The sequence below is a fragment of the Paenibacillus phyllosphaerae genome (assembly GCF_014192105.1).
GTDB classification, from domain to species: Bacteria; Bacillota; Bacilli; order Paenibacillales; family Paenibacillaceae; genus Paenibacillus_Z; species Paenibacillus_Z phyllosphaerae.
The window spans coordinates 161,579-182,389 of record NZ_JACHXK010000005.1 but is presented as its reverse complement, the minus strand read 5'-3'; the positions used below and the strand labels follow the sequence as shown (position 1 = coordinate 182,389).

General features: G+C 55.2%; 16 protein-coding genes, 1 pseudogene and 1 riboswitch. Of the genes and pseudogenes, 13 read left to right on the top strand and 4 right to left on the bottom strand.

Features of this window, described 5'->3' with window-relative positions; genetic code table 11:
- The first annotated feature begins 111 nt into the window (after window positions 1–111).
- Entirely contained in the window at window positions 112–1,770 is a 1,659-nt protein-coding gene (locus FHS18_RS13315) for a glutamine--tRNA ligase/YqeY domain fusion protein (RefSeq protein ID WP_183600557.1), read from the top strand.
- A gap of 53 nt (window positions 1,771–1,823) precedes the next feature.
- Here FHS18_RS13315 and rocD read toward each other — a convergent pair whose 3' ends face one another.
- Window positions 1,824–3,062 (bottom strand): ornithine--oxo-acid transaminase, encoded by a 1,239-nt coding sequence (gene rocD, locus FHS18_RS13310; protein ID WP_183600556.1) that lies wholly within the window; start codon window positions 3,060–3,062, stop codon window positions 1,824–1,826.
- A 90-nt stretch (window positions 3,063–3,152) separates the two neighbouring features.
- On the opposite strand from rocD, the gene FHS18_RS13305 reads away from it, so the two are divergent.
- Complete coding sequence (locus FHS18_RS13305) at window positions 3,153–3,833, top strand: NTP transferase domain-containing protein (protein ID WP_183600555.1); 681 nt, start codon at window positions 3,153–3,155, stop codon at window positions 3,831–3,833.
- Window positions 3,834–3,954: 121 nt separating this feature from the next.
- A riboswitch (cyclic di-GMP riboswitch) is annotated at window positions 3,955–4,048 on the top strand.
- Window positions 4,049–4,175: 127 nt separating this feature from the next.
- Window positions 4,176–6,628, top strand: a pseudogene (locus FHS18_RS13300) (putative bifunctional diguanylate cyclase/phosphodiesterase).
- A gap of 107 nt (window positions 6,629–6,735) precedes the next feature.
- On the opposite strand, the gene FHS18_RS34920 reads toward FHS18_RS13300, so the two are convergent.
- The 3 genes from FHS18_RS34920 to FHS18_RS13285 all read right to left on the bottom strand — a co-directional run bounded on the left by FHS18_RS34920 (window position 6,736) and on the right by FHS18_RS13285 (window position 9,037).
- A complete protein-coding gene (locus FHS18_RS34920; RefSeq protein WP_281378736.1) occupies window positions 6,736–6,867 on the bottom strand; it encodes a hypothetical protein in 132 nt (43 codons plus the stop codon).
- A 20-nt stretch (window positions 6,868–6,887) separates the two neighbouring features.
- The gene (locus FHS18_RS13290) at window positions 6,888–8,117 is read right to left on the bottom strand and encodes a nitrate/nitrite transporter (RefSeq protein WP_183600552.1); all 1,230 of its coding nucleotides are present in this window, start codon (window positions 8,115–8,117) and stop codon (window positions 6,888–6,890) included.
- A 359-nt stretch (window positions 8,118–8,476) separates the two neighbouring features.
- Window positions 8,477–9,037, bottom strand: coding sequence for an ANTAR domain-containing response regulator (locus FHS18_RS13285; RefSeq protein WP_183600551.1), 561 nt, complete (start codon window positions 9,035–9,037; stop codon window positions 8,477–8,479).
- A 445-nt stretch (window positions 9,038–9,482) separates the two neighbouring features.
- On the opposite strand from FHS18_RS13285, the gene FHS18_RS13280 reads away from it, so the two are divergent.
- The 10 genes from FHS18_RS13280 to nagZ all read left to right on the top strand — a co-directional run bounded on the left by FHS18_RS13280 (window position 9,483) and on the right by nagZ (window position 20,600).
- Window positions 9,483–10,298 carry a uroporphyrinogen-III synthase gene (locus FHS18_RS13280; protein WP_183600550.1) on the top strand — a complete coding sequence of 272 codons (816 nt, stop codon included), beginning with the start codon at window positions 9,483–9,485 and terminating at the stop codon, window positions 10,296–10,298.
- Between the two features lie 34 nt (window positions 10,299–10,332).
- The gene (cobA, locus tag FHS18_RS13275; protein ID WP_183600549.1) at window positions 10,333–11,091 is read left to right on the top strand and encodes a uroporphyrinogen-III C-methyltransferase; all 759 of its coding nucleotides are present in this window, start codon (window positions 10,333–10,335) and stop codon (window positions 11,089–11,091) included.
- A gap of 618 nt (window positions 11,092–11,709) precedes the next feature.
- Window positions 11,710–13,338 carry a peptide ABC transporter substrate-binding protein gene (locus FHS18_RS13270; RefSeq protein ID WP_183600548.1) on the top strand — a complete coding sequence of 543 codons (1,629 nt, stop codon included), beginning with the start codon at window positions 11,710–11,712 and terminating at the stop codon, window positions 13,336–13,338.
- Between the two features lie 113 nt (window positions 13,339–13,451).
- Window positions 13,452–14,381: an ABC transporter permease gene (locus FHS18_RS13265; protein WP_183600547.1), complete on the top strand. Its 930-nt coding sequence runs from the start codon at window positions 13,452–13,454 to the stop codon at window positions 14,379–14,381.
- A gap of 4 nt (window positions 14,382–14,385) precedes the next feature.
- Complete coding sequence (locus tag FHS18_RS13260; protein ID WP_183600546.1) at window positions 14,386–15,330, top strand: ABC transporter permease; 945 nt, start codon at window positions 14,386–14,388, stop codon at window positions 15,328–15,330.
- Window positions 15,331–15,345: 15 nt separating this feature from the next.
- The gene (locus FHS18_RS13255; RefSeq protein WP_183600545.1) at window positions 15,346–16,329 is read left to right on the top strand and encodes an ABC transporter ATP-binding protein; all 984 of its coding nucleotides are present in this window, start codon (window positions 15,346–15,348) and stop codon (window positions 16,327–16,329) included.
- Window positions 16,330–16,344: 15 nt separating this feature from the next.
- Entirely contained in the window at window positions 16,345–17,310 is a 966-nt protein-coding gene (locus FHS18_RS13250; RefSeq protein ID WP_183600544.1) for an ABC transporter ATP-binding protein, read from the top strand.
- A 144-nt stretch (window positions 17,311–17,454) separates the two neighbouring features.
- Window positions 17,455–18,150 carry a DNA alkylation repair protein gene (locus FHS18_RS13245; protein WP_183600543.1) on the top strand — a complete coding sequence of 232 codons (696 nt, stop codon included), beginning with the start codon at window positions 17,455–17,457 and terminating at the stop codon, window positions 18,148–18,150.
- A 74-nt stretch (window positions 18,151–18,224) separates the two neighbouring features.
- A complete protein-coding gene (locus FHS18_RS13240) occupies window positions 18,225–19,049 on the top strand; it encodes an alpha/beta hydrolase family protein (protein ID WP_183600542.1) in 825 nt (274 codons plus the stop codon).
- A 180-nt stretch (window positions 19,050–19,229) separates the two neighbouring features.
- On the top strand, window positions 19,230–20,600 hold the full coding sequence (nagZ, locus tag FHS18_RS13235) for a beta-N-acetylhexosaminidase (protein ID WP_246427629.1): 1,371 nt from the start codon (window positions 19,230–19,232) through the stop codon (window positions 20,598–20,600).
- Window positions 20,601–20,811 lie beyond the last annotated feature (211 nt).

The following is a 20,811-nucleotide window of genomic DNA, read 5'->3' as shown; positions in this document are numbered from 1 at the left end:
TCTCGGAATAGGCGCTTACTTTTTCGGCCGGGCAGCGTTTGTATATTATAATCTCCCGGAAAATTGTGTATTATAGTAGGATAGAAATTTACGCAAGAAAGGTTGGTCGCTATGGAGAATAAGACATCATCCTCCAATTTTATCAAATCAATCGTCGAAGCCGACTTGAAAGCCGGCAAAGTCAGCGAAATCGTGACCCGGTTTCCGCCGGAACCGAACGGCTATCTGCATATCGGCCACGCCAAATCGATCTGCCTGAACTTCGAGCTGGCAGATGAGTACAAGGGCAAGACGAACCTGCGGTTCGATGACACGAACCCGGTGAAGGAAGATACAGAATACGTGGAAGCGATCCAGGAGGACGTGCGCTGGCTGGGCTTCGAGTGGGATGAGCTGCGCTTCGCGTCGGATTACTTCGAAGAGATGTACGAGCGCGCGGTTCTGCTCATCAAGAAAGGCAAGGCGTTCGTCTGCGACCTGACGGCGGAGCAAATCCGCGAGATGCGCGGCTCCTTGACCGAACCGGGCAAGAACAGCCCGTTCCGCGACCGCAGCGTGGAGGAGAACCTCGATCTGTTCGCCCGCATGCGCGCCGGCGAATTCAAGGACGGCGAGAAGGTGCTGCGCGCCAAGATCGACATGGGCTCGCCGAACATTAATCTGCGCGATCCGGTTATTTACCGCATCTCCCATTCCCATCACCACCGCACCGGCGACGCCTGGTGCATCTACCCGATGTACGACTACGCGCATCCGCTGGGCGACGCGATCGAAGGCGTCACGCACTCGATCTGTACGCTCGAGTTCGAAGATCACCGTCCGTTGTACGATTGGGTCATCGCGGAGTGCGAGATGGAAGCGACGCCTCACCAATACGAGTTCGCTCGCCTGAACGTGACGAATACGATTATGAGCAAAAGGTATCTGAAGTCGCTCGTCGACGAAGGCGTCGTTGACGCTTGGGACGATCCGCGGATGCCGACGATCAGCGGCCTGCGCCGCAAGGGCTTCACGCCGGAAGCGATGCGCGCCTTCTGCCGCGAGATCGGCGTTGCCCGTGCATACAGCGTCGTCGACGAACGGATGTTGGAGCATTTCATCCGCGAAGACCTGAAGCTGAAGGCGCTGCGGACGATGGCGGTCATCGAACCGCTGAAAGTGGTCATCACGAACTATCCGGAAGGACAAGTCGAGATGCTCGAGGCGGAGAACAATGCCGAGAACGAAGAGATGGGCACGCGCCAAATTCCATTCTCGCGCGAGATCTACATTGAGCGGGACGACTTCATGGAGAACCCGGTGGCCAAATACTTCCGTCTGTTCCCAGGCAACGAAGTACGTCTGAAGCATGCCTACTTCATCACGTGCCAAGAGGTGATCAAGGACGCGGAAGGCAATGTCGTGGAGCTGCGCTGTACGTACGATCCGGAGACGAAGAGCGGATCGGGCTTCACGGGCCGCAAAGTAAAAGGAACGATCCACTGGGTAGAGGCTTCCCAAGCGGTTCCGGCGCAATTCCGTCTGTTCGAGCCGCTGCTCGTCGACGGCGACGACGATGACCGCCCGTTCCTGGAGCGGATCAACCCGGATTCGTTGGAAGTGCGCGAAGGCTTCGTGGAGCCGAACATGAAGGAGGCCCAAGGGCAGGATAAGTTCCAGTTCTTCCGCCACGGCTACTTCAATGTCGATCCGAAGCTGACCGGCGCGGATAAAGTGGTATTCAACCGGATTGTATCGCTGAAGAGTTCATTCGATCCGGCCAAAGGGTAACGACAAGAGGAGGGTGCGGCTGCAGAAGGCCGTACCCTCCTTGCGCTATTGCTTTACGTGTCCGCGAAGACCTGCTCCACCTTGGCAAGCGCAAGGTCAAGCTCGTCTTCCGTAATGACGAGCGGCGGCGCGAAGCGGATCGTATGCTCGTGCGTCTCTTTGCACAGCAGCCCGAGTTCCATCAGCCGTTCGCAGTAAGGCCGCGCCGGGACGGTCAGTTCGATGCCGATGAACAGGCCTCGTCCGCGCACCTCTACGATATGCGGATGCGAGATGGCGCGCAGCCGCTCGATCATCCGGTCGCCAAGGAGCCTGGAGCGTTCCGCGAGCTGCTCGTCTTCCAGGACGTCCAGAGCCGCGCAGGCGACCGCGCACGCAAGCGGGTTGCCGCCGAAGGTCGAGCCGTGCGAGCCGGGCTCGAACAGGCCGAGAATATCGCTTCCTCCCGTCACGGCCGATACCGGCAGGACGCCGCCGCCAAGCGCCTTGCCGAGAATATACAAGTCGGGGACGACGTCTTCATGATCGACGGCGAACGTTCGGCCTGTCCGCCCGAACCCGGTCTGGATTTCGTCGGCCAGCAGAAGGACGTTCGCCTGCGTACATAGGTCGCGCACTTGGCGGAGGTAGCCGGCCGGCGGTATGCGGATGCCAGCCTCGCCTTGAATCGGTTCGATAAGGACGGTGGCGGTATTCGGCGTAATGGCCTGCGTAAGTGCGGCGGCATCGCCATAAGGGACGATGACGAATCCCGGGGTGAACGGCCCGAAGTCGTCCTGGTAGGCGGGAGTGGAGGAGAAGGAAGTGACGGTAATCGTCCGGCCATGGAAGTTATCGGCGCAGACGATGATCTCCGCCTGCCCGCTCGGCACGCCTTTGACCCGGTACGCCCAGCGTCGGGCGGCCTTGAGCGCGGTCTCGACGGCTTCGGCGCCGCTGTTCATGAGCAGGGCGAGCGGCTTGCCGGTAAGCGCCGCGAGTTTCTCGCAAAGGACGGCGAACGGCTCGTTGTGGAAGGCGCGGGAGGTGAGCGTCACCTGGTCCGCCTGATCCTTCAACGCGGCGATAATACGCGGATGCCGGTGGCCGGCGTTCAAGGCCGAATAGCTGCTCAGCATATCCATATAGCGGTTGCCTTCCGGGTCGGTCACCCAGATGCCTTCGGCGCGGGCGATTACGATCGGAAGCGGGTGATAGTTGCGGGCGCTGTAGCGCTCCGCTCGGAGAATCGTGTTCGCGGACGGGCTTAATGAAGCTTGTGGCTGGTTTGGATCCGGCGATGAGACGGTCATGGGTAATTCCCCCTTTCCTCCTACAGCATATGCCGGACGTGGCCATCATCATGATAGCGGCAGGGAAGAGGCTTAAAAGGAAGAAGAGAGGTGAGTGTACGGATGATCAATGAACAAGCGCGGCCAATAACAAGGCGGCGTCATGCCCTCCTCTTGGCAGGCGGACAGAGCGCGCGCATGGGGTCGGATAAGGCGATGCTGGCGTTAGGCGGCAAGCCGCTGCTGGTCGTGCTCGCTGAGCGATTGACAGCGCTGGGCTTTACCTATCTGATCGTAGCGGTAGGCGCGGGGGAGCGCGAAGCGATATACGATGAGGCGCTGTCTGGAAGTTCTGCTACTGCCCGCACGATACAGGCGGTGGATCAATTCCCGGGCTGCGGACCGCTAGCCGGCCTGCATGCGGGGCTTGCCCAGGCGCCGGACGGATACGTCTTCGTCATCGCTTGCGACATGCCGGCCCTGTCGGCTGGGCTGCTCGGACGTATGCTGGCTGAAGCAGACCGGGTAGAGGCTGAATCCTCCTCCAGCGGCAGCGGGATTCAGCCCGATGTGATCCGCGTGCCGGATCAGCCTTTTCATGCTTTGTATCATACGAGGATCGTCCCGCAGCTTGCGCAAAGCTTGGCGAGCGGCGAGTTGCGCGTGATGCGGCTGTTGAACGAGCTGCCGACCAGCTGGGTGGAACTCGAGGAAGGCGAACAGTCCGCGTTCGATAACCTGAATACGCCGGAGGCGTTTGCTCGATTTGCGGCGCAATGGACGAATTGTTGAACATGCTGTTTATTTCCAATTTATACATGGCCTGTACGAGGCGAAGAGCGTAGACAGCGCTAATCATAGCGTGGTATAAAGGTAACAGGACTATATACCTACAATGAATATGGACACCGATAGATGAGAAAGGCAAAGCATGCGAAAGCATGTGACGCAAAGCTACAGGGGCTAAAGATTCGCCAGAACGGAATCGATGCCAGCCAGCCGCCGCTTTGAGGCTAAACGCGAAACCTTGAAGCCCAAGGTTTCTTTTTTATTGAAATATAGGAATGGATAAGTCTTCAGGCTTATGAATCAACCTCTATTTCCTCGGAATGAAACGCGTCGGCGCCGCCAGAGATGGTGTCAGCCGTTTCACCTTGCCCGCGTGAATCAAACAATCGGGAGCTGATCCACATACATACGACCGCGCTGCTGTTTCCCGCTCTGAACCAGCTGTTACCGATCTTCCTGCTGTTCTATATGGCCGTCGAGGTTTACACCCGCCATCCGAACAACAAACTGCATATTGTTACGACCCTTCTTTTCCTCTTCCTCAGCCTGGTGTTTCTTGGTGACTTTCTGTTTGCCATCCTTCCCTCCTACGTCGCAATCGAGGTTCTCCGTTATGTGAAATATACGGCCGTCTTCCTGACGTTGACTGCGGCGCTATACTTCTTTGCCTACATTAGCCGGCTGCGTCTGCGCGGTCTATTGCTGCATCTCGTTTGCCTTGCGCCTAGCCTTGGCGTCGTGTGGCTGCTGGTCTCACCGCGGTCGCTGGTGATGGTCAGTGTGGAAGGCGTCCGGGATGGCGGTTTCTCGACGCCGTTCTTCGCCTTTCTTGTTGCGGCAGTCGGGTATTGCTTCTTCTGGTTCTTCCTTTGCTTATTCGCCGCCATGCGCAGAACCTCGACGCACCATCAGTTAAAGGAACGGAAGCGAAATCAGATTATACTGAACGGCTGCCTGCTGGTGGGCTGTCTGCTCAGTGTCGGCTACGCGGGAAGCAAATTCATTGCGCCCGATGGTTCTCCGATCGCGGATATGATCTACGCGTACGGTATTCTGGCCTGGGCGTATGCGATTCGTCTGTCGATGGTCCGTTATGACATGCTGTCCACTGCGGGCAAACGGTACGAGCTGTTGTTCGAGCTGTCTCCGAATGGAACGGTCGTGCTCGATGACCGCGGCGATATCGTAGAGGCGAACGGCGCTTTCCGCAAGCTGGCCGGGATTGCCCGCGAGATGAGGCTGCGGGGTCTTCCGTTGTCGGCGCTGTTCCATGGCAATGAGGCGTTTCTGCTCGGATACCGCCAATCCTTCGAGGCCATGACCCCGCTTGAGCTGGAACTGGAGCTGGTGAATAAGGCGGGTGAACGTTACGAGGTCGAGATTCGCGGCGAATTTCTGGAGATCGACGGCAAGCTGCAATCGTTCCTCGTCATGCTGGACAAGACCGAAGATAAGAACAATGCCCGGATGTTGGAGCAGCTGGCGTTCGAAGACGTGCTGACCGGTCTGTGCAACAGCAGGCGGTTCGAGGCCGAGTTCCGGGCGATGTTGCTGGATGTGCGGACCCACGGCGGACAGCTGGGGCTGCTGCTGATCGATCTGGATCAGTTCAAATGGATCAATGACACGCTCGGCCATACCGCGGGCGATCAGCTGCTGCAGCAGGTTGCGGAGAGGCTGCAGGCGACGATACCGCCGGAAGCGCTCGTAGCGCGGCTCGGAGGAGATGAATTCGCGATCCTGCTCCCGCTGGTGGAGGACGCGGATGAACCGTCGTTATTGGCGGAGGGGCTGCTCAAGGCATTAACCAAACCGCTTGTGCTGCGCGGAACCTCGTACGTCGTGTCTGCCAGTATCGGCGTGGTGGTGGCGCCGGAGGATGAGACGGATCCGGAGGTACTGTTGCGCCAAGTGGATACGGCGATGTATGCGGCCAAGCATGGCGGACGCAATCGCTTCTGCCGGTATACTCCGAGCATGAACGAGAATGCGCAGGAACAGCTGAAGCTGCTGAGCGGGTTGTCGACGGCGCTGGAGAAGCGCCAATTCGAGCTGCTGTATCAGCCGCAGTTCGATCTGGCGACCGGGCAGGTTACGGTGCTGGAAGCGTTGCTGCATTGGCGCTCGCCGGAGCTTGGTTATGTCGCTCCGTCGCGGTTTATCCCGCTGGCCGAGGAGACGGGGGCGATCATTCCGATCGGCAGTTGGGTGCTGGAGGAAGTGATCCGCCAGTTGAGGATACATCTGGACCGCGGCTGCATCGGCCTGTGCGTCTCCGTCAATCTCTCGGCGAGCCAGCTTCGCGAGGCGGGTTTCGTCGATCGGCTCTCGGAGCTTCTCTGCCGGTATGGCGTACCGCCTCGTGCCTTGCGCCTCGAAATTACGGAAAGCACGATGATTACGGACATGCGGCGGATGCATCAAGTGTGCAAGGAGTGGATGATCTGGGCATTATGCTCGGGATCGACGATGTCGGCTTCGGCTATTCCTCGCTGAGCATGTTGAACCGTTTCCCTTACCGGTATATCAAACTGCATCGTTCCCTGGTGCAGCGCATCGCGGAGAGCAAGGAAGATTATATGATGATCCGCATGCTCGTCGAGATGGCCCGGATGCTCGGGAAGGATGTTATCGCCGAAGGGGTGGAGACCGAGGAACAGCTTACGCTGCTGCAAGCGATAGGACTTCAAGAGGCGCAAGGCTATCATCTGGCGATGCCGATGGATGCGGAGGGGATTACGGCTTTGCTCGCGGAGCGAAAAAAACAAAAGCGGCACAAGCCGATGACTTCGGCTTAAGCTTAAGGTGCCAAGCGAATCCATGCACAAGAAAAAAGCGCCCCGTCCGACTCTCGTGAGCACGAGAGAACGGACGGGGCGCTTTTGTGGTCATAAGCCGCTAACGCTTAATCGGATGCTTGTTCGGATGTCGGTCCAGCCTCCGCAATGGAAGGAGAAACGGCGTGTTCGTTCCCGGTGCCCCACCAGTCCATAACGTCGAGCAGCTCGAACAGGTCGAAGGGTTCGAATGCTTCCATGCGTGCTTACCTCCTTAGGATTAAGCCGAGATTGGTGCTTCGGCGCGCGCTTTGCCGCCGTGGCCGAGGAAGGTGCGCTTCCAGGAGCCTTGGATGATGAAGATCAACGCGACGCAAGCAAGCGCGATTCCGCTGATGATCAGGAAGCCTGGCGTGTAGGAACCGGTAGATTCCTTCAGGTTGCCGAGCAATTTCGGCAGGAAGTAGCCGCCGAGTCCGCCGGCCGCGCCGACGATGCCGGTCACGATGCCGATCTCGCTTTGGAAACGTTGCGGAACCAGCTGGAACACCGAGCCGTTGCCCATGCCGAGCGCCATCATGCCGATGAAGAGAAGGACGGTAATGAGTCCGAGCGGCGGGAGGGACGAGATGCTGGCCATCATGACGGCGACCACGGCGTACAAGAGCATCAGCATCCGGATGCCGCCGATCTTATCGGCCAGCCAGCCGCCGACCGGACGGAAGAAGCTGCCCGCGATGACGCAGATCGTCGTGAAGTCGGCCGCGCGGATCGGATCAAGACCGTATTGCGTATTGAAGAAAATCGTCAGGTAGTTGGACATGCCGACGAATCCGCCGAAGGTTACGCTGTACAGCAGGCAGAACAGCCATGTATCGCGCTGCTTGAGCACGGCTCCGTAATCGGACAGCTTGCGCGGAGCGGGCTGGTTCGGGCTGTCTTTGGCGAACAGGGTGAAGACGATGAAGACGAGCGCCATTGGAATCAGGGCAAGGCCGAAGACGATCTCCCAGCTGCCATAGTGTTGAGCGATCCGGTTGGCGAACAACGTTGTGAATACCGTACCGCTGTTGCCGGCGCCGGCGATGCCCATCGCAAGGCCTTGATATTGCGGCGGGTACCAGCGGCTAGCGAGCGGCAGCGCGGCGGCGAAAGAAGCGCCTGCTACCCCGAGCAGCAAGGCAACGATATATAACTGGCTTAGGGAGTCCACGAAAAGCCAGCCCCAGACGAGCGGCACCATCGTAAGCAGCATGCCGATCTGCCCGGTGCGCTTCGGTCCGATCACGTCGGTGAAATAACCGAGGACAAGCCGCAGAATCGAGCCGCCGAGTACGGGCAGGGCGACGAGATTCGCTTTTTGCGCGGCATCCATCGGGTAGTCGTTCATAATAATGACGGCTAGCGGTCCGAGCAGCACCCAGACCATGAAACTTGTGTCGAAGTACAGGAACGAACTGAACAGCGACGGGGTATGCCCGCTCTTTAAGAAACTTTTTTGATTAACCATAACAACCTCTCCTCTCCATATCCGCGCTGATTGGTTTGCGTTCATGGTCGCAGGACCGGGAATGCAGCATTCAGCCTAACCCATTTGCTTCTTCTTTGACCTGCATTGGCTGCAGTTCTCTCTGATTTCTCTCCTGATGATCGTTAAAAGAATGCGAAAAGGCCGCACTACAGCTAATGTCAGCTGCAATACGGCCTCGTTGCCGGATGAACGAGCACGTCAGTGTGCCCGCCCATTCATTTCGTTAACCACGTCATTGTGATCTTATTTGCATTATATTCGCAGGCGGAGTCTCGTGTCAACTATTCTAACATGAGTTTTTGTGGAATCCTGATATAAATTTTTGCGGCAAAGGTCGGCTAGCCGTTAATCAACTGGTAGACCTTCACAATGGACATGGCCAGCTCGCCGATCCGCCGCCGTTCGTTCATCGCCTGTTTGCGCAGAAGATCGTAAGCTTGCGCTTCCGTAATGCCCTTGTTTTCGCGCAATACGGCTTTGGCTTGCTCGATCCATTTGCGCTCTTCGATCCGCTGCAGAAGCTGATCGCGCTCGGAGTCCCATCGCTGACGCTGGCGGAACATCTCGCTTGCCAGCGAAAGGGCGAGCTTCATCTCGGCCGCAGTCATGCTGCCGAACAAGATGCCGTCGGGCGCAACCCGCCAGCTGCTGCTTGCGCTTGCCTGAACCTGCGCGGGGCACAGCCAAGCGATCGGAGCGGGAGACATCGCATGAAGAAGAGGATGCCAGTACGAGAATCGGTCGATCGGGCAGGAGACGACGAATGCTTCGATTGAGGCGGCCAAGCTCCGGGTGTCTTCTTCGTTCTGGGCGGTAAGCAGGCTGCGGCAGCACTGGCTCAAGGTATGGACGGCATCAGTGGCTGCGCCATCCTGCAGCAGCAGCACGGCTTTCAACATCAAACATCACCTCTTGGTTCATGGCTGGAAGACCGTACATTGGACTTAGATGGGAAGTTAGCAATCTCGCACGGAAAATTTGTAATAAAATATAACATAACAATTTAGGGGTTGTCGATTGTTTTGCATTATTTTGGGTATTGTAAACGATCTATAATGAAAATGGACAAAAATGATGTTAAATTTGTTGACACTTAACAAAAGCTGTGACTATACTAAATCATCCTTATATAAAGAAAAGGAATGAAACCTATAAGGAAGATTATCTTGCCTGTAAGCGATTCACAATGTGATAATGATGTATCCAATTAAGCGTGTTGATTCTCCGCGGGAAGCGGCGGGAAATTTTTCTTCATTATATAGCTTTATTTTAGTGATAGATATGGCCTAATCGAATTGTGGTTATGATGGATTGATATCGACTGGTGCTAAAGGGGGGAGCGCTGTGGCTCGGCTGGAAGGGAAGATCATTGCGGTAACGGGACCGCGCAAGGCGGAAGAGATGAGTCGGATGATCGGGAAGTTCGGCGGTACTGCCGTAATTAGGCCGACGCAAGGTACGGTGTTTCTCGATGATTCGCAGATAGAAGGGCAGCTCGAAGCGCTCATGCAGCAGCCGCCGGACTGGATGATCCTGACGACAGGCGTTGGGACGGAGGCGCTGATTCAGGCGGCGGAAGGACTTGGGCTTGCGGATCGTTTCCTGGAGTTGCTCGGTACGGTGAAGCTTGCTGCGCGCGGTTATAAGACGATTAATGTACTTCGGAAGCTGGGACTTACGCCGCTCGTCCGCGATGATGACGGCACGACGGCAGGGCTGCTGAGAGCGATGGAACCGCATGACCTGCAAGGGTCCAAAGTGGTCCTGCAACTATACGGCGATCCTGCGCCGAAGATTACGCGTATGCTGACCGAGCGCGGAGCGGCTTGCGAAGAACTGCTGCCTTACCGGCATATCCCGCCGGCAGGGGATGAAGTCACCCGGTTGGTGGAAGAAATAATCGCGGGTTCGGTCGATATGGTGGCCGCGACGAGCACGCCGCAGGTTCGGTACCTGGCGGAACATGCCGCGAAGCTTGGTAAGCTTGAAGCGGTTATTGAAGCGTTCGAGGAACGCGTGCTTGCTGTGGCGGTCGGCAAGGTGACGGCTGAGGCTTTCCATGAAGAAGGCATCAAGCGCGTGCTTGCGCCCGAAGAGGAACGGATGGGCAATATGGTGGTGGCCATGAGCCGCCATTACGACAGCGAAGAGCAGGTCTAATCACCCAATTGAAGCTTGAAAGGGCGTGTGGTGTATGTTCGGTAAAGTATATCTCACCGGAGCGGGGCCTGGCGATCCGAAGCTGATCACACTTCGAGGGCTTGAGACCATTCGCGAAGCCGATGTGCTCATCTACGACCGATTGGTCGCGCAGGAGCTGATAGAGGAGGTGAAACCGGGAGCGGAACTATTATATGTAGGGAAAGCCTCCGGCCACCATACAATGAAGCAGGAAGACATCAATGCGCTCATCGCAGACCGCGCCATGCGCGGATTGACGGTAACCCGGCTCAAAGGCGGAGATCCGTTCGTGTTCGGCCGCGGCGGCGAAGAGGCGCTTCATTTAACGGAGCTCGGGGTGGAGTTCGAAGTCATACCGGGGATCTCCTCCAGCATTGCGGCACCGGCCTATGCAGGCATTCCGGTCACTCACCGGACGATGGCAGCTTCATTCGCGGTGATTACCGGCCATGAATGCATTCAGAAGGATAAGGCGTCGGTCAATTGGGAGTGGGCTGCCGGGGCGGAAACCTTAGTCATACTAATGGGACTCTCTAGGCTTCCTCTGATCGTAGAACGGCTGCTTGCGTTTGGTAAGCCTGAAGATACGCCTATCGCATTGATTCAGAACGGCACTTCCGAACGGCAGCGCGTCGTGACGGGCACGATCGGGACGATACTGGAATGTCCGGATGCCGCGCAGTTGAGCAGTCCTGTCGCGATCGTTGTCGGCGAAGTCGTGAAGCTCCGCGATCAGCTGGCGTGGCGGAAGGTAGAAGCCGTCATCGGCTAGCAAGCTGTAAGCACTCATACGCTCTAATAATCGAAGGCACGATGTTGTTGATCCCTTGGCGGGATGAACGGACATCGTGCTTTTTTTTATCCAGTCCGGAGGCGCAAAAGAAAAGAACGGTTATTGGATATGCTACAAAATAGAGGGGCGGCAACCGAAAAGTAATGGGGGTAAAATCAAGCAACTTTACATCTATAACCATTTATAAATATACATAGATTTGTATAACAATCGAATGGTTATAGGATAATTTCAACAAAAAAATGAGGTGACATCGCCGAAAATCAGTAATTAATAACAGTAAATACCATTAATAATTCAAAAAGTATTAACATTCTGATACTTTGGCGCTATTTACTAAGAAAAAGTTATTGCTCTTGAAGTATTGAAAGTGTAGAATACATGGGTAAGCGTTTGCAGCTAAAACACATAAAATAGTGGTAAATATTGTCATATCTGCTCGTAAAAAGCAGATAAAACCTTACATAGATGTGACATATATGTCCAATAATTGGAGATAAAGCGTAGAAATATGATTAACTTATTATATTTCTATTGTCAGTACTATGTGAGGCTGATATAATTCCACGTATAACTCGTGAGAGAGGTGTAAGATTTATGAAAGCAAAGCTAACATTATTGCTCGTTTCCATCGTAGCATCGGTTGCTGTATTGGCTGGCTGCGGTAACGACAACAGCGGGGGCGCTGGACAAGAATTCCGTATGAACCTCGGTGCAGAACCACCGACGCTTGACCCAGCTCTGATGCAAGACCAAGTATCGTCGACAGTTATGTCCGGTCTTTTCGAAGGTCTGACTCGCATGGAGAACGGCGAAGCGGTTAACGCGATGGCAGAAGACATTGCAGTTAGCGAAGATGGTCTGAAGTACACAGTCAAGATCCGCCAGGATGCAAAATGGTCCAATGGCGATGCTGTAACGGCACACGATTTCGAATATTCCTGGAAACGTACGCTGGATCCGAACCTGAACCCTCCAGCACCATACGCTTACCAGCTTTACTACATCAAAGGCGCTGAAGAGTACAACACCAACGCCGGCGGTACAGTAGATCAAGTTGGCGTTAAGGCGACTGACGATCTCACGCTCGAAATCGAGCTGAAGAACCCAACGCCTTACTTCAAGAGCTTGCTTTCCTTCTACACTTACTACCCAGTAAACAAAGCGGTTGTTTCGGCTAACCCGGCATGGGCAGCAGAAGCTGACACTTATGTTTCCAACGGTCCTTTCAAACTCTCGAGCTGGGCGCACAGCGACAGCATCGACCTGGTTCCGTTCGAAGATTACTATGACCGCGACAGCATTAAGCTGGAGAAAGTTCACTTCGTCATGATCTCCGATGCTAGCACGGAGTCCAATATGTATGAAACGGACGAGCTTGACTGGTCCGGTAAGCCAACGGGTTCGATCCCGGTTGAACAGCTTGCACAATTGATCCAAGACAAGAACCCTGAGCTGGTATCCCAACCACAGGCGAGCACGTACTATTACAACTTCAACAACTCGAAGAAGCCGTTCAACAACGCGAAGGTACGTAAAGCACTTTCGATGGCTATCGATCGTCAAGCAATCGTTGACAAAGTATCAAAAGGTAACGAAGTACCTGCTTTTGCTTTCGTACCGCCAGGTATCCATGGTGTAACGAAAGATTTCCGTGACGAAATCACGACGGAATACTTCACAGAGAACGCTGATGAAGCGAAGAAACTTCTTGCTGAAGGTCTTGCTGAAGAAGGCATGACGGCTATGCCTGAATTCGAGCTTTCGTACAACGAAGGCGGCGTGCACCAACCGGTTGCAGAAGCAATCGCTGATATGTGGAACAAAAACCTTGGCATCACGGTAAAAACACAAACGGTTGAATGGAAAGTATTCCTGCAAAATCGTACTTCCCTGGCGTATGACGTAGCTCGTGCAGGTTGGGGCGCTGACTACAACGATCCTATGACTTACATCGACATGTGGATCACAGGCGGAGGTAACAACGACACTGGCTTCTCCAATGCAGAGTATGACGCGCTTGTTAAAGAAGCTTACTCTACACAAGATCAACAAGCGCGCGTTGACGCTATGGCGAAAGCCGAGCAAATTCTGATCGGAGACAACATGGCGATCATGCCAATCTTCTACTCTTCGGTTAACACATTGGTTAAACCGCATGTTAAGAACGTAGGCATTGACTACAAAGGTGATATTGACTACACGAGAGCCTACATCGAGAAATAAGTTAGAGGCACTCGGTCTTCTTCGAGCAAGCTAGACGGAAATACGTAGGTGACGTCGAATGACATTGCCTACGTATTTCTACGTTTTATAATCTGATTGGGAGGTGGTGGATCATGTTCCGTTATGTGCTAAGAAAGTTGGTCAACATTCTGTTGTCCCTGTTCGTCCTTGCAACGGCAACATTCTTCCTCATGAAGGCGATCCCGGGCGATCCATTCATGCAGGAAAAGAACGTACCCGCTGCAGTCCGCGAGAACTTGATCAAATACTACGGGTTTGATAAGCCGTTATGGCATCAATATCTCATTTACTTGAAGAACCTGCTTAACTTAGACTTAGGGATGTCGATGAGACAGCAGTACCAGAGCGTAGTGGATATCATTACCCGTTCGTTCAAATACTCGCTTCAACTCGGCGTTGTGGCTATTATCGTTTCCGTTGTCGTTGGTGTTGCTATCGGCCTCATCGCGGCATTGTATAACCGTAAGCTGATTGACCGTCTGATCATGCTGGCGGCTACAGTCGGGATCGCGGTTCCGAACTTCGTGCTTGCTACGCTCGGACAGTACTATTTTGCGAATAAGCTGCGCTGGTTCCACGTTGCCGGTCTGCACGGTCCGATGGACTATGTTCTTCCGACGCTTGCGTTATCTGTTCTTCCTATAGCCTTTATTGCCCGACTTACGCGTTCGACGATGATTGAGGTTCTGGCAGCCGATTATATCCGTACTGCCAAAGCGAAAGGTTTGGGATCGCTCACGATTCTCATCCGCCACGCCTTGCGTAACGGCCTGTTGCCGGTGGTTTCCTATGTTGGACCGATGACAGCGAACATTATTACGGGTTCCGTTGTCGTCGAATCGATTTTTGGCATCGCTGGACTTGGGAAATTTTTCACAGATTCCGTATCGAACCGTGATTACACGCTCATCATGGGCATTACCTTGTTCTATGCGGCCATTCTCATGGCTTCTCGTTTCATAACGGATATTGCTTACGCCATCATTGACCCACGTATCAAGATTTCGAAAAAAGGAGGCTGAGACCATGCAGCCGGCTAATGTGGAATCCCACAAAGGAAGCATTGATCCTAGTAAATTTGCTAAGCTTGAAAAGAAGTCGAATGACGTCGTTGAGTCTGCTCCTAAGAGTCGCTCTGCAGGTCAAGAAATTCTGTACCGCCTTTATACGAACAGCTGGGCAATGGTATCGTTAGGTATTCTTGTTGTCATTGTATTTTTCGCAATATTTGGTCCACACATGACTGCGCACAACTATTACTCGAACAATCTTGATGCTCAAAACCAAGGCCCTTCCGGCGACCACTGGTTCGGTACGGACAGCCTTGGCCGCGATATCTGGGCGCGTGCCTGGAAGGGTGCGCAAATCTCGCTTACCATTGGCCTTGTAGCAGCGCTGGCTGACTTGTTGATTGGTGTATTGATGGGCGGTATGATGGGCTATTTCGGCGGCAAAGTCGATGAAATCCTCAACCGTTTCTCTGAGGTTCTCTATGCGATTCCGTACCTGTTGGTCGTAATTCTGGTCAGCGTCGTACTCGGATCGAATATGTGGACGATTATTCTGGCGATGACAATAACCGGATGGATCAACATGTCGTGGATCGTCCGTGGACAAATTATGCAGCTGAAGAACCAAGAATACGTGCTGGCTGCACGTTCGATGGGGGCAGGCGGTTTCCATATCGTGCTGCGCCATCTGATTCCGAACTCGCTTGGCCCGATTATCGTTACGTTGACGCTGTCGGTACCATCGGCTATTTTCGCCGAGGCATTCCTGAGCTTCCTGGGCCTTGGCGTTCAATCGCCGGCCGCTTCGTGGGGCGTTATGATCAACGACGCAATGGAGACATGGAAGTACTACCCTTGGCAGTTGCTCTTCCCAGCTGGTCTGTTGACCATTACGATGCTGGCGTTTAACGTCTTCGGTGACGGCCTGCGCGATGCGTTCGATCCGAAGATGAAGGTTTAACGGGAGGTGACGGACATGAGTAAACAAGAAACGGTTCTATCCGTGAAAAACCTGGAAGTTGCGTTTAACACACGCGGTGGATTGGTACAGGCCGTCCGAAACGTTACGTTCGATCTGAAGGCCGGTGAAGCGCTCGCGATCGTTGGTGAATCCGGCAGTGGCAAGAGCGTAACCGCACAGACGATTATGCGTCTGATCCCAACCCCTCCAGGCCGTATTAACGGCGGCACCATCGACTTCAAAGGGCAAGATATTCTGAAGAAGTCGGAGAAAGAGATGGAAGCGATCCGTGGTAAAGAGATCGGCATGATCTTCCAGGATCCGATGACATCGCTCAATCCGACGATCACGATCGGCCGTCAAATTACCGAAGTTCTCATGAAGCATCAGAATATGAACAATACGCAAGCCAAAGAACGTGCGGTCGAGATGCTGCGCCTCGTAGGCTTGCCGAATCCGGAGCGCCGGTTCGCACAATACCCGCATGAATTCTCCGGCGGTATGCGCCAACGCGCGATGATCGCCGTTGCGCTCTCTTGCGACCCGACGCTGCTCATTGCCGATGAGCCGACGACGGCGCTCGACGTGACGATCCAGGCTCAGATTCTGGAGCTGATGAAGGATCTTCAGCATCGCCTAGGAACTTCGATTATTATGATCACCCATGACTTGGGGATCGTTGCCGATATGTGTGACCGCGTTATCGTTATGTATGCCGGTAAAGTGGTGGAAGAAGGTACGAAGGAAGAAATTTTCAAAAATCCGCAGCATCCATATACGCGTGGTCTGCTTCGTTCGCTGCCGCGTCTCGACCAACCGAAGGACGAGCCGCTTATTCCGATCGATGGCACCCCGCCGAATATGATGCATCCGCCGAAAGGCTGTGCATTCGCCGACCGTTGCGAGAACGCAATGCGTATTTGCGCCGAGCAAGACGCAGACGTTACGACGCACAGCCCAACTCATGCGTCCAGATGTTGGATGCATAGCGCGGTATAGAGAGGGGCACGGACGATGAGCAAATCTAATTCGAATGCACTCATTCAAATCGATGGTCTGAAAAAATATTTCAACGTTGGCGACGGCACGCTGAAAGCCGTCAACGATCTTTCGCTGAACATCGCCAAAGGCGAAACGGTCGGGGTTGTAGGCGAGTCGGGCTGCGGTAAATCGACGGCAGGCCGCACGATTCTCCGCCTGTACGAACCGACAGCCGGCACGGTGCTGTTCAACGGCGAGAACATCTACAAGATGAACGGCTCCAAGCTGAAGGCGGCGCGCCGCAACATGCAGATGATCTTCCAGGATCCCTACGCATCCCTGAACCCGCGCTGGTCCGTCGAAAGTATTATTGCCGAACCGTTCAAGCTTCATAATCTGGCTGGCAGCCGCAAAGAGATGCGCTACAAAATCGAGCAGTTGCTCGACCGCGTAGGCCTCAAGCCTGAGCATGCGGATCGTTATCCGCATGAGTTCTCCGGCGGCCAGCGTCAGCGGATCGGGATTGCCCGTGCGCTGGCGGTAGACCCAAGCTTCATCGTGTGCGACGAGCCGATCTCCGCGCTCGACGTTTCGATTCAGGCGCAGGTCGTCAACCTGCTGAAGGATCTGCAGCGTGAGCAAGGACTGACGTACATGTTCATCGCGCATGACCTGGCGATGGTTAAGCATATCTCCGACCGCGTAGCCGTTATGTACTTGGGCAAAATGGTGGAGCTCGCAGAGAGCGAAGCGCTCTATGCGAACCCGCAGCATCCGTATACCAAAGCGCTGCTGTCTTCGATTCCGGTTCCGGATCCGGAGATCGAAGCGAAGAAAGAACGCATCGTGCTGAAAGGGGACATTCCATCCCCGATCAACCCGCCGAGCGGTTGCCCGTTCCGTACGCGCTGCCCGGCTGCCACAGAGCGCTGCGCTTCCGAAGTGCCTGCGCTGCGTGAAGTGAGCAAAGGCCACTTTGCGGCTTGCCACTACGCATAAGTTTAAGTGGAAGGCGTTATCATCGCGCAAGCGATGGTAACGCCTTTTTTTCGCTTCGTCCAAGGGTGGTCGCCGGCGGCTTGTCTTGTTCGATCGGAATCGGTAGACTACAGGCAGGAGCAGAGATGGGAGGACGTTCGCAAGATGAATCAGCACTATGTTACGCTGCTTGAGAATAAGCTGAGGGCGTCGGCTAACCCTGCCGAGGCAGCCGCAATGGCCGCGTACATGCGGGATCTGTTTCCGTTCCTGGGGATCAAGAAGCCGGAACGTGCGGCGCTGACGCGCGATTTTCTGACTGAGCATGGATTGCCGGAGACGGAAGAGGAGCTGCTGCAGGTCGTTCGCACCTTATGGGCGCTGCCGGAACGGGAGTTTCATTACACGGCGATCGTGCTGTTGGAGAAGCGGATGAAGAAGGCGAAGCCGGAGCGCGCGCCATTGCTTGAACAACTTATCGTGACCTATTCTTGGTGGGATACCGTCGATCTGCTGGCGGGCAAGCTGGCTGGATCGCTATTCGAGCTGTATCCGGAGTTAAGAGGCGAATACGTTCCGCGATGGACGGAGTCGGACGATCTGTGGCTAAGAAGAAGCGTGCTGCTGTTCCAGCTTCATTATAAGGAGCGGACGGATGCGCAGCTATTGTTCGCGTTGATTCGGCGCTTCGCGGGCGAGGAGGACTTCTTCATCCGTAAGGCAATCGGCTGGGCGCTGCGGGAGTATTCCAAGACGGATGCGCAAGCGGTGCGGAATTTCGTCGCTGCAGAGAAGTTGTCGCCGCTCAGCGTACGGGAGGCGCTCAAGTGGTTGGATGCCCACCCGTCAAATAACGATTGACGCAAGGGAGCAGGTGTGTTATTCTAATTCCAACTAATACGGTATGAATTATAGGAATAAGGTGGTGCCGATAGATGAATCATTCCATTACGATAAAAAGCGGCGATGTACTGTTGTCCGGCGTACTGCAGTACCCGACTAGCGATAAAGATTCCCGCGGCTCGCGGAAGTACCCGATCGTCGTGATTGCCCATGGATTCATCGGCAACCGGATCGGTACGGACCGTCTATTCGTGGAGGCGGCCGAGCGCCTCACGGCACAAGGCTACTTCGTCCTGCGCTTCGATTATGGCGGCTGCGGCGAGAGTACGGGCGACTATGGCAGCGGCGGTCTGGATGTGCTCATCGAGCAGACGCGCACGGTGCTCGACTACGTATCCGGCCTGGATCTGGTCGATCCAGAGCGCGTCACGCTGCTCGGGCACAGTCTAGGCGGCGCGGTGGCGGTGCTGACGGCGGCTCGCGATGCGCGGGTCAAGTCTCTCGTGATGTGGGCGCCGGTTGCGCATCCTTATATGGATATTCGCAATATCATCGGGACTAAGGCAATCGAGGAAATCGATACGGTCGGCAAGACGGATCATCATCACTACGAGCTGACGAAGCGCTTCACCGACTCGCTCGCGGAATTCCAACCGCTGACCGAGCTGCGCGGCTACAATGGCGACGTGCTGATCGTGCATGGCACGGCCGATACGGTCATTCCGGTCGACTACTGCTTCTTGTACCAGAAGATGTTCTGGCTGCGCAAAGAGGGCAGCTGCGACAAGGAAGTTATTCTGCAGGCCGATCACACCTTCTCCTCGAAGGCGGCCCGTGAGCAGACGTTCGATATTACGGTCCGTTGGATCGAGGCGCTCGGCAAGCGCCGCAACGATTGGAGTCTGTGGACAATCTAGCCGCCTCACGCGGCGAATAGGGTCTTCTGTACCAGCGAATGGGCTGGTGCGGAAGACCTTTTTTTATCGATAGAGGCTTTGATTGGGCCCTGGAAGGAACTTTCTGCCGCCGTATTCGTCTAAGGGTTAAACCCGCTCGTAGTTGTGCAACAATGAAGGATGGGGACAGGAAGGTGAAGCATGGGAAAATCGAAGCTGTTACGGATAGGGATCATGCTGATTGTTATCGTTGTGCTGATCGCCGGCTGCAGCAAGGATAACCGACAAGAGTCGGAGCCTGGTAATGGACAAGGGGAGCAGACGTCCGACAATCGTCCGGAGGCTCCTGACGTGAACGCAGGGACTGCGGATGGCGGGCAGGATGATGGAGCGGCAGAGGGCGGCAACGATCAGCCTGAAGCGGAACCGGACGATGAATTAAGTCCGGAAGATGAGGCGGCGGCAGCGGCGCAGGAGGAACTGCAGCGTCAGCTAGCGGCGATGACGCTGGAGGAGAAGATCGGCCAGCTGCTCATTGCCGGCGTTGACGGCACCCAAGCGGATGAAGGCGCGAGACGGATGGTACAGGAACAGCATGTGGGCAGCGTTATTTTCTATAAAGACAATCTGAAGTCGGTCGCCGGCATGACGAATTACGTTAATCAGCTCAAAGCGTGGAATGCGGGCAATCCGGCGCCGCTCATGCTGTCGGTCGATCAGGAGGGCGGCAAGGTAAGCCGGCTGCCGGAGCTGGCCAAGCTGCCGAATGCGAGACAGATCGGCAATACCGGCAAGACGGAGCTGGCGGAGGATATCGGGACATTGCTAGCCGAAGCCTGTGCGGCAATGGGCATCAACGTCAACTACGCGCCGGTGCTCGATATTAACAGCAACCCGGACAATCCGGTGATCGGGACGCGCTCGTTCGGGACGACCGCGCAGCGGGTAAGCGAGATGGGCCTTGCCACGATGAAAGGGATCGAGGAGCATGGCGTGGTTCCGGTCATTAAGCATTTTCCGGGGCACGGGGATACGGGCGTGGACTCGCATCTGGAGCTGCCGGTCGTGCAGAAGGAGCTGAGCGAGCTGCAGGCGTTCGAATGGAAACCGTTCGAGGCGGCGATCGAACAGGGGGCGGAGGCAGTCATGGTCGCCCACATTCTATTCCCGAAGATCGACCCGGAGTATCCGGCTTCGTTATCGAAGACGATAATGACCGATCAGCTGCGGGAGACGCTGCATTTTGACGGCGTGATCATGACCGACGATCTGACCATGGGCGCGATCGCGGATCATTACGGCATGGGCGAAGCGGCGGTGCAATCAATGAAAGCAGGAACGGATATGCTGTTCATCGCCCACGGATACGATAACATCGACACCGTCATCAAGGCGCTGAAAGGCGCCGTCGCCAGCGGCGAGCTAACCGAAACGCGACTCGATGAGAGCGTCTTGCGCGTGCTAGCGCTCAAGCGGCGTCATCAGTTCTCGGACGCCCCGACAGCCAAAGCGGACATCTCAGCGATCAATGCAGACATCGCCGAGGTGCTTAAGGAGTTTGGTCTAAAATAAACCTGAAGGTCGTGTAGGCGATGCCCGCACGGCCTTTTTGCTGTTGCGGTTTAAAGTAAAGCGTGTCCACAAGGTGGACGTCAAGCGAGAGTCAGCACGTGTAATGTTCAGACGAGAACCACCGCAGGTCACCTCCCCAAGGCATCAAATTAATTAACGAAGCTCGAACAAAGAGCTTTGTGCTGGCGGCTCAACCGACAGCACAAAAGCG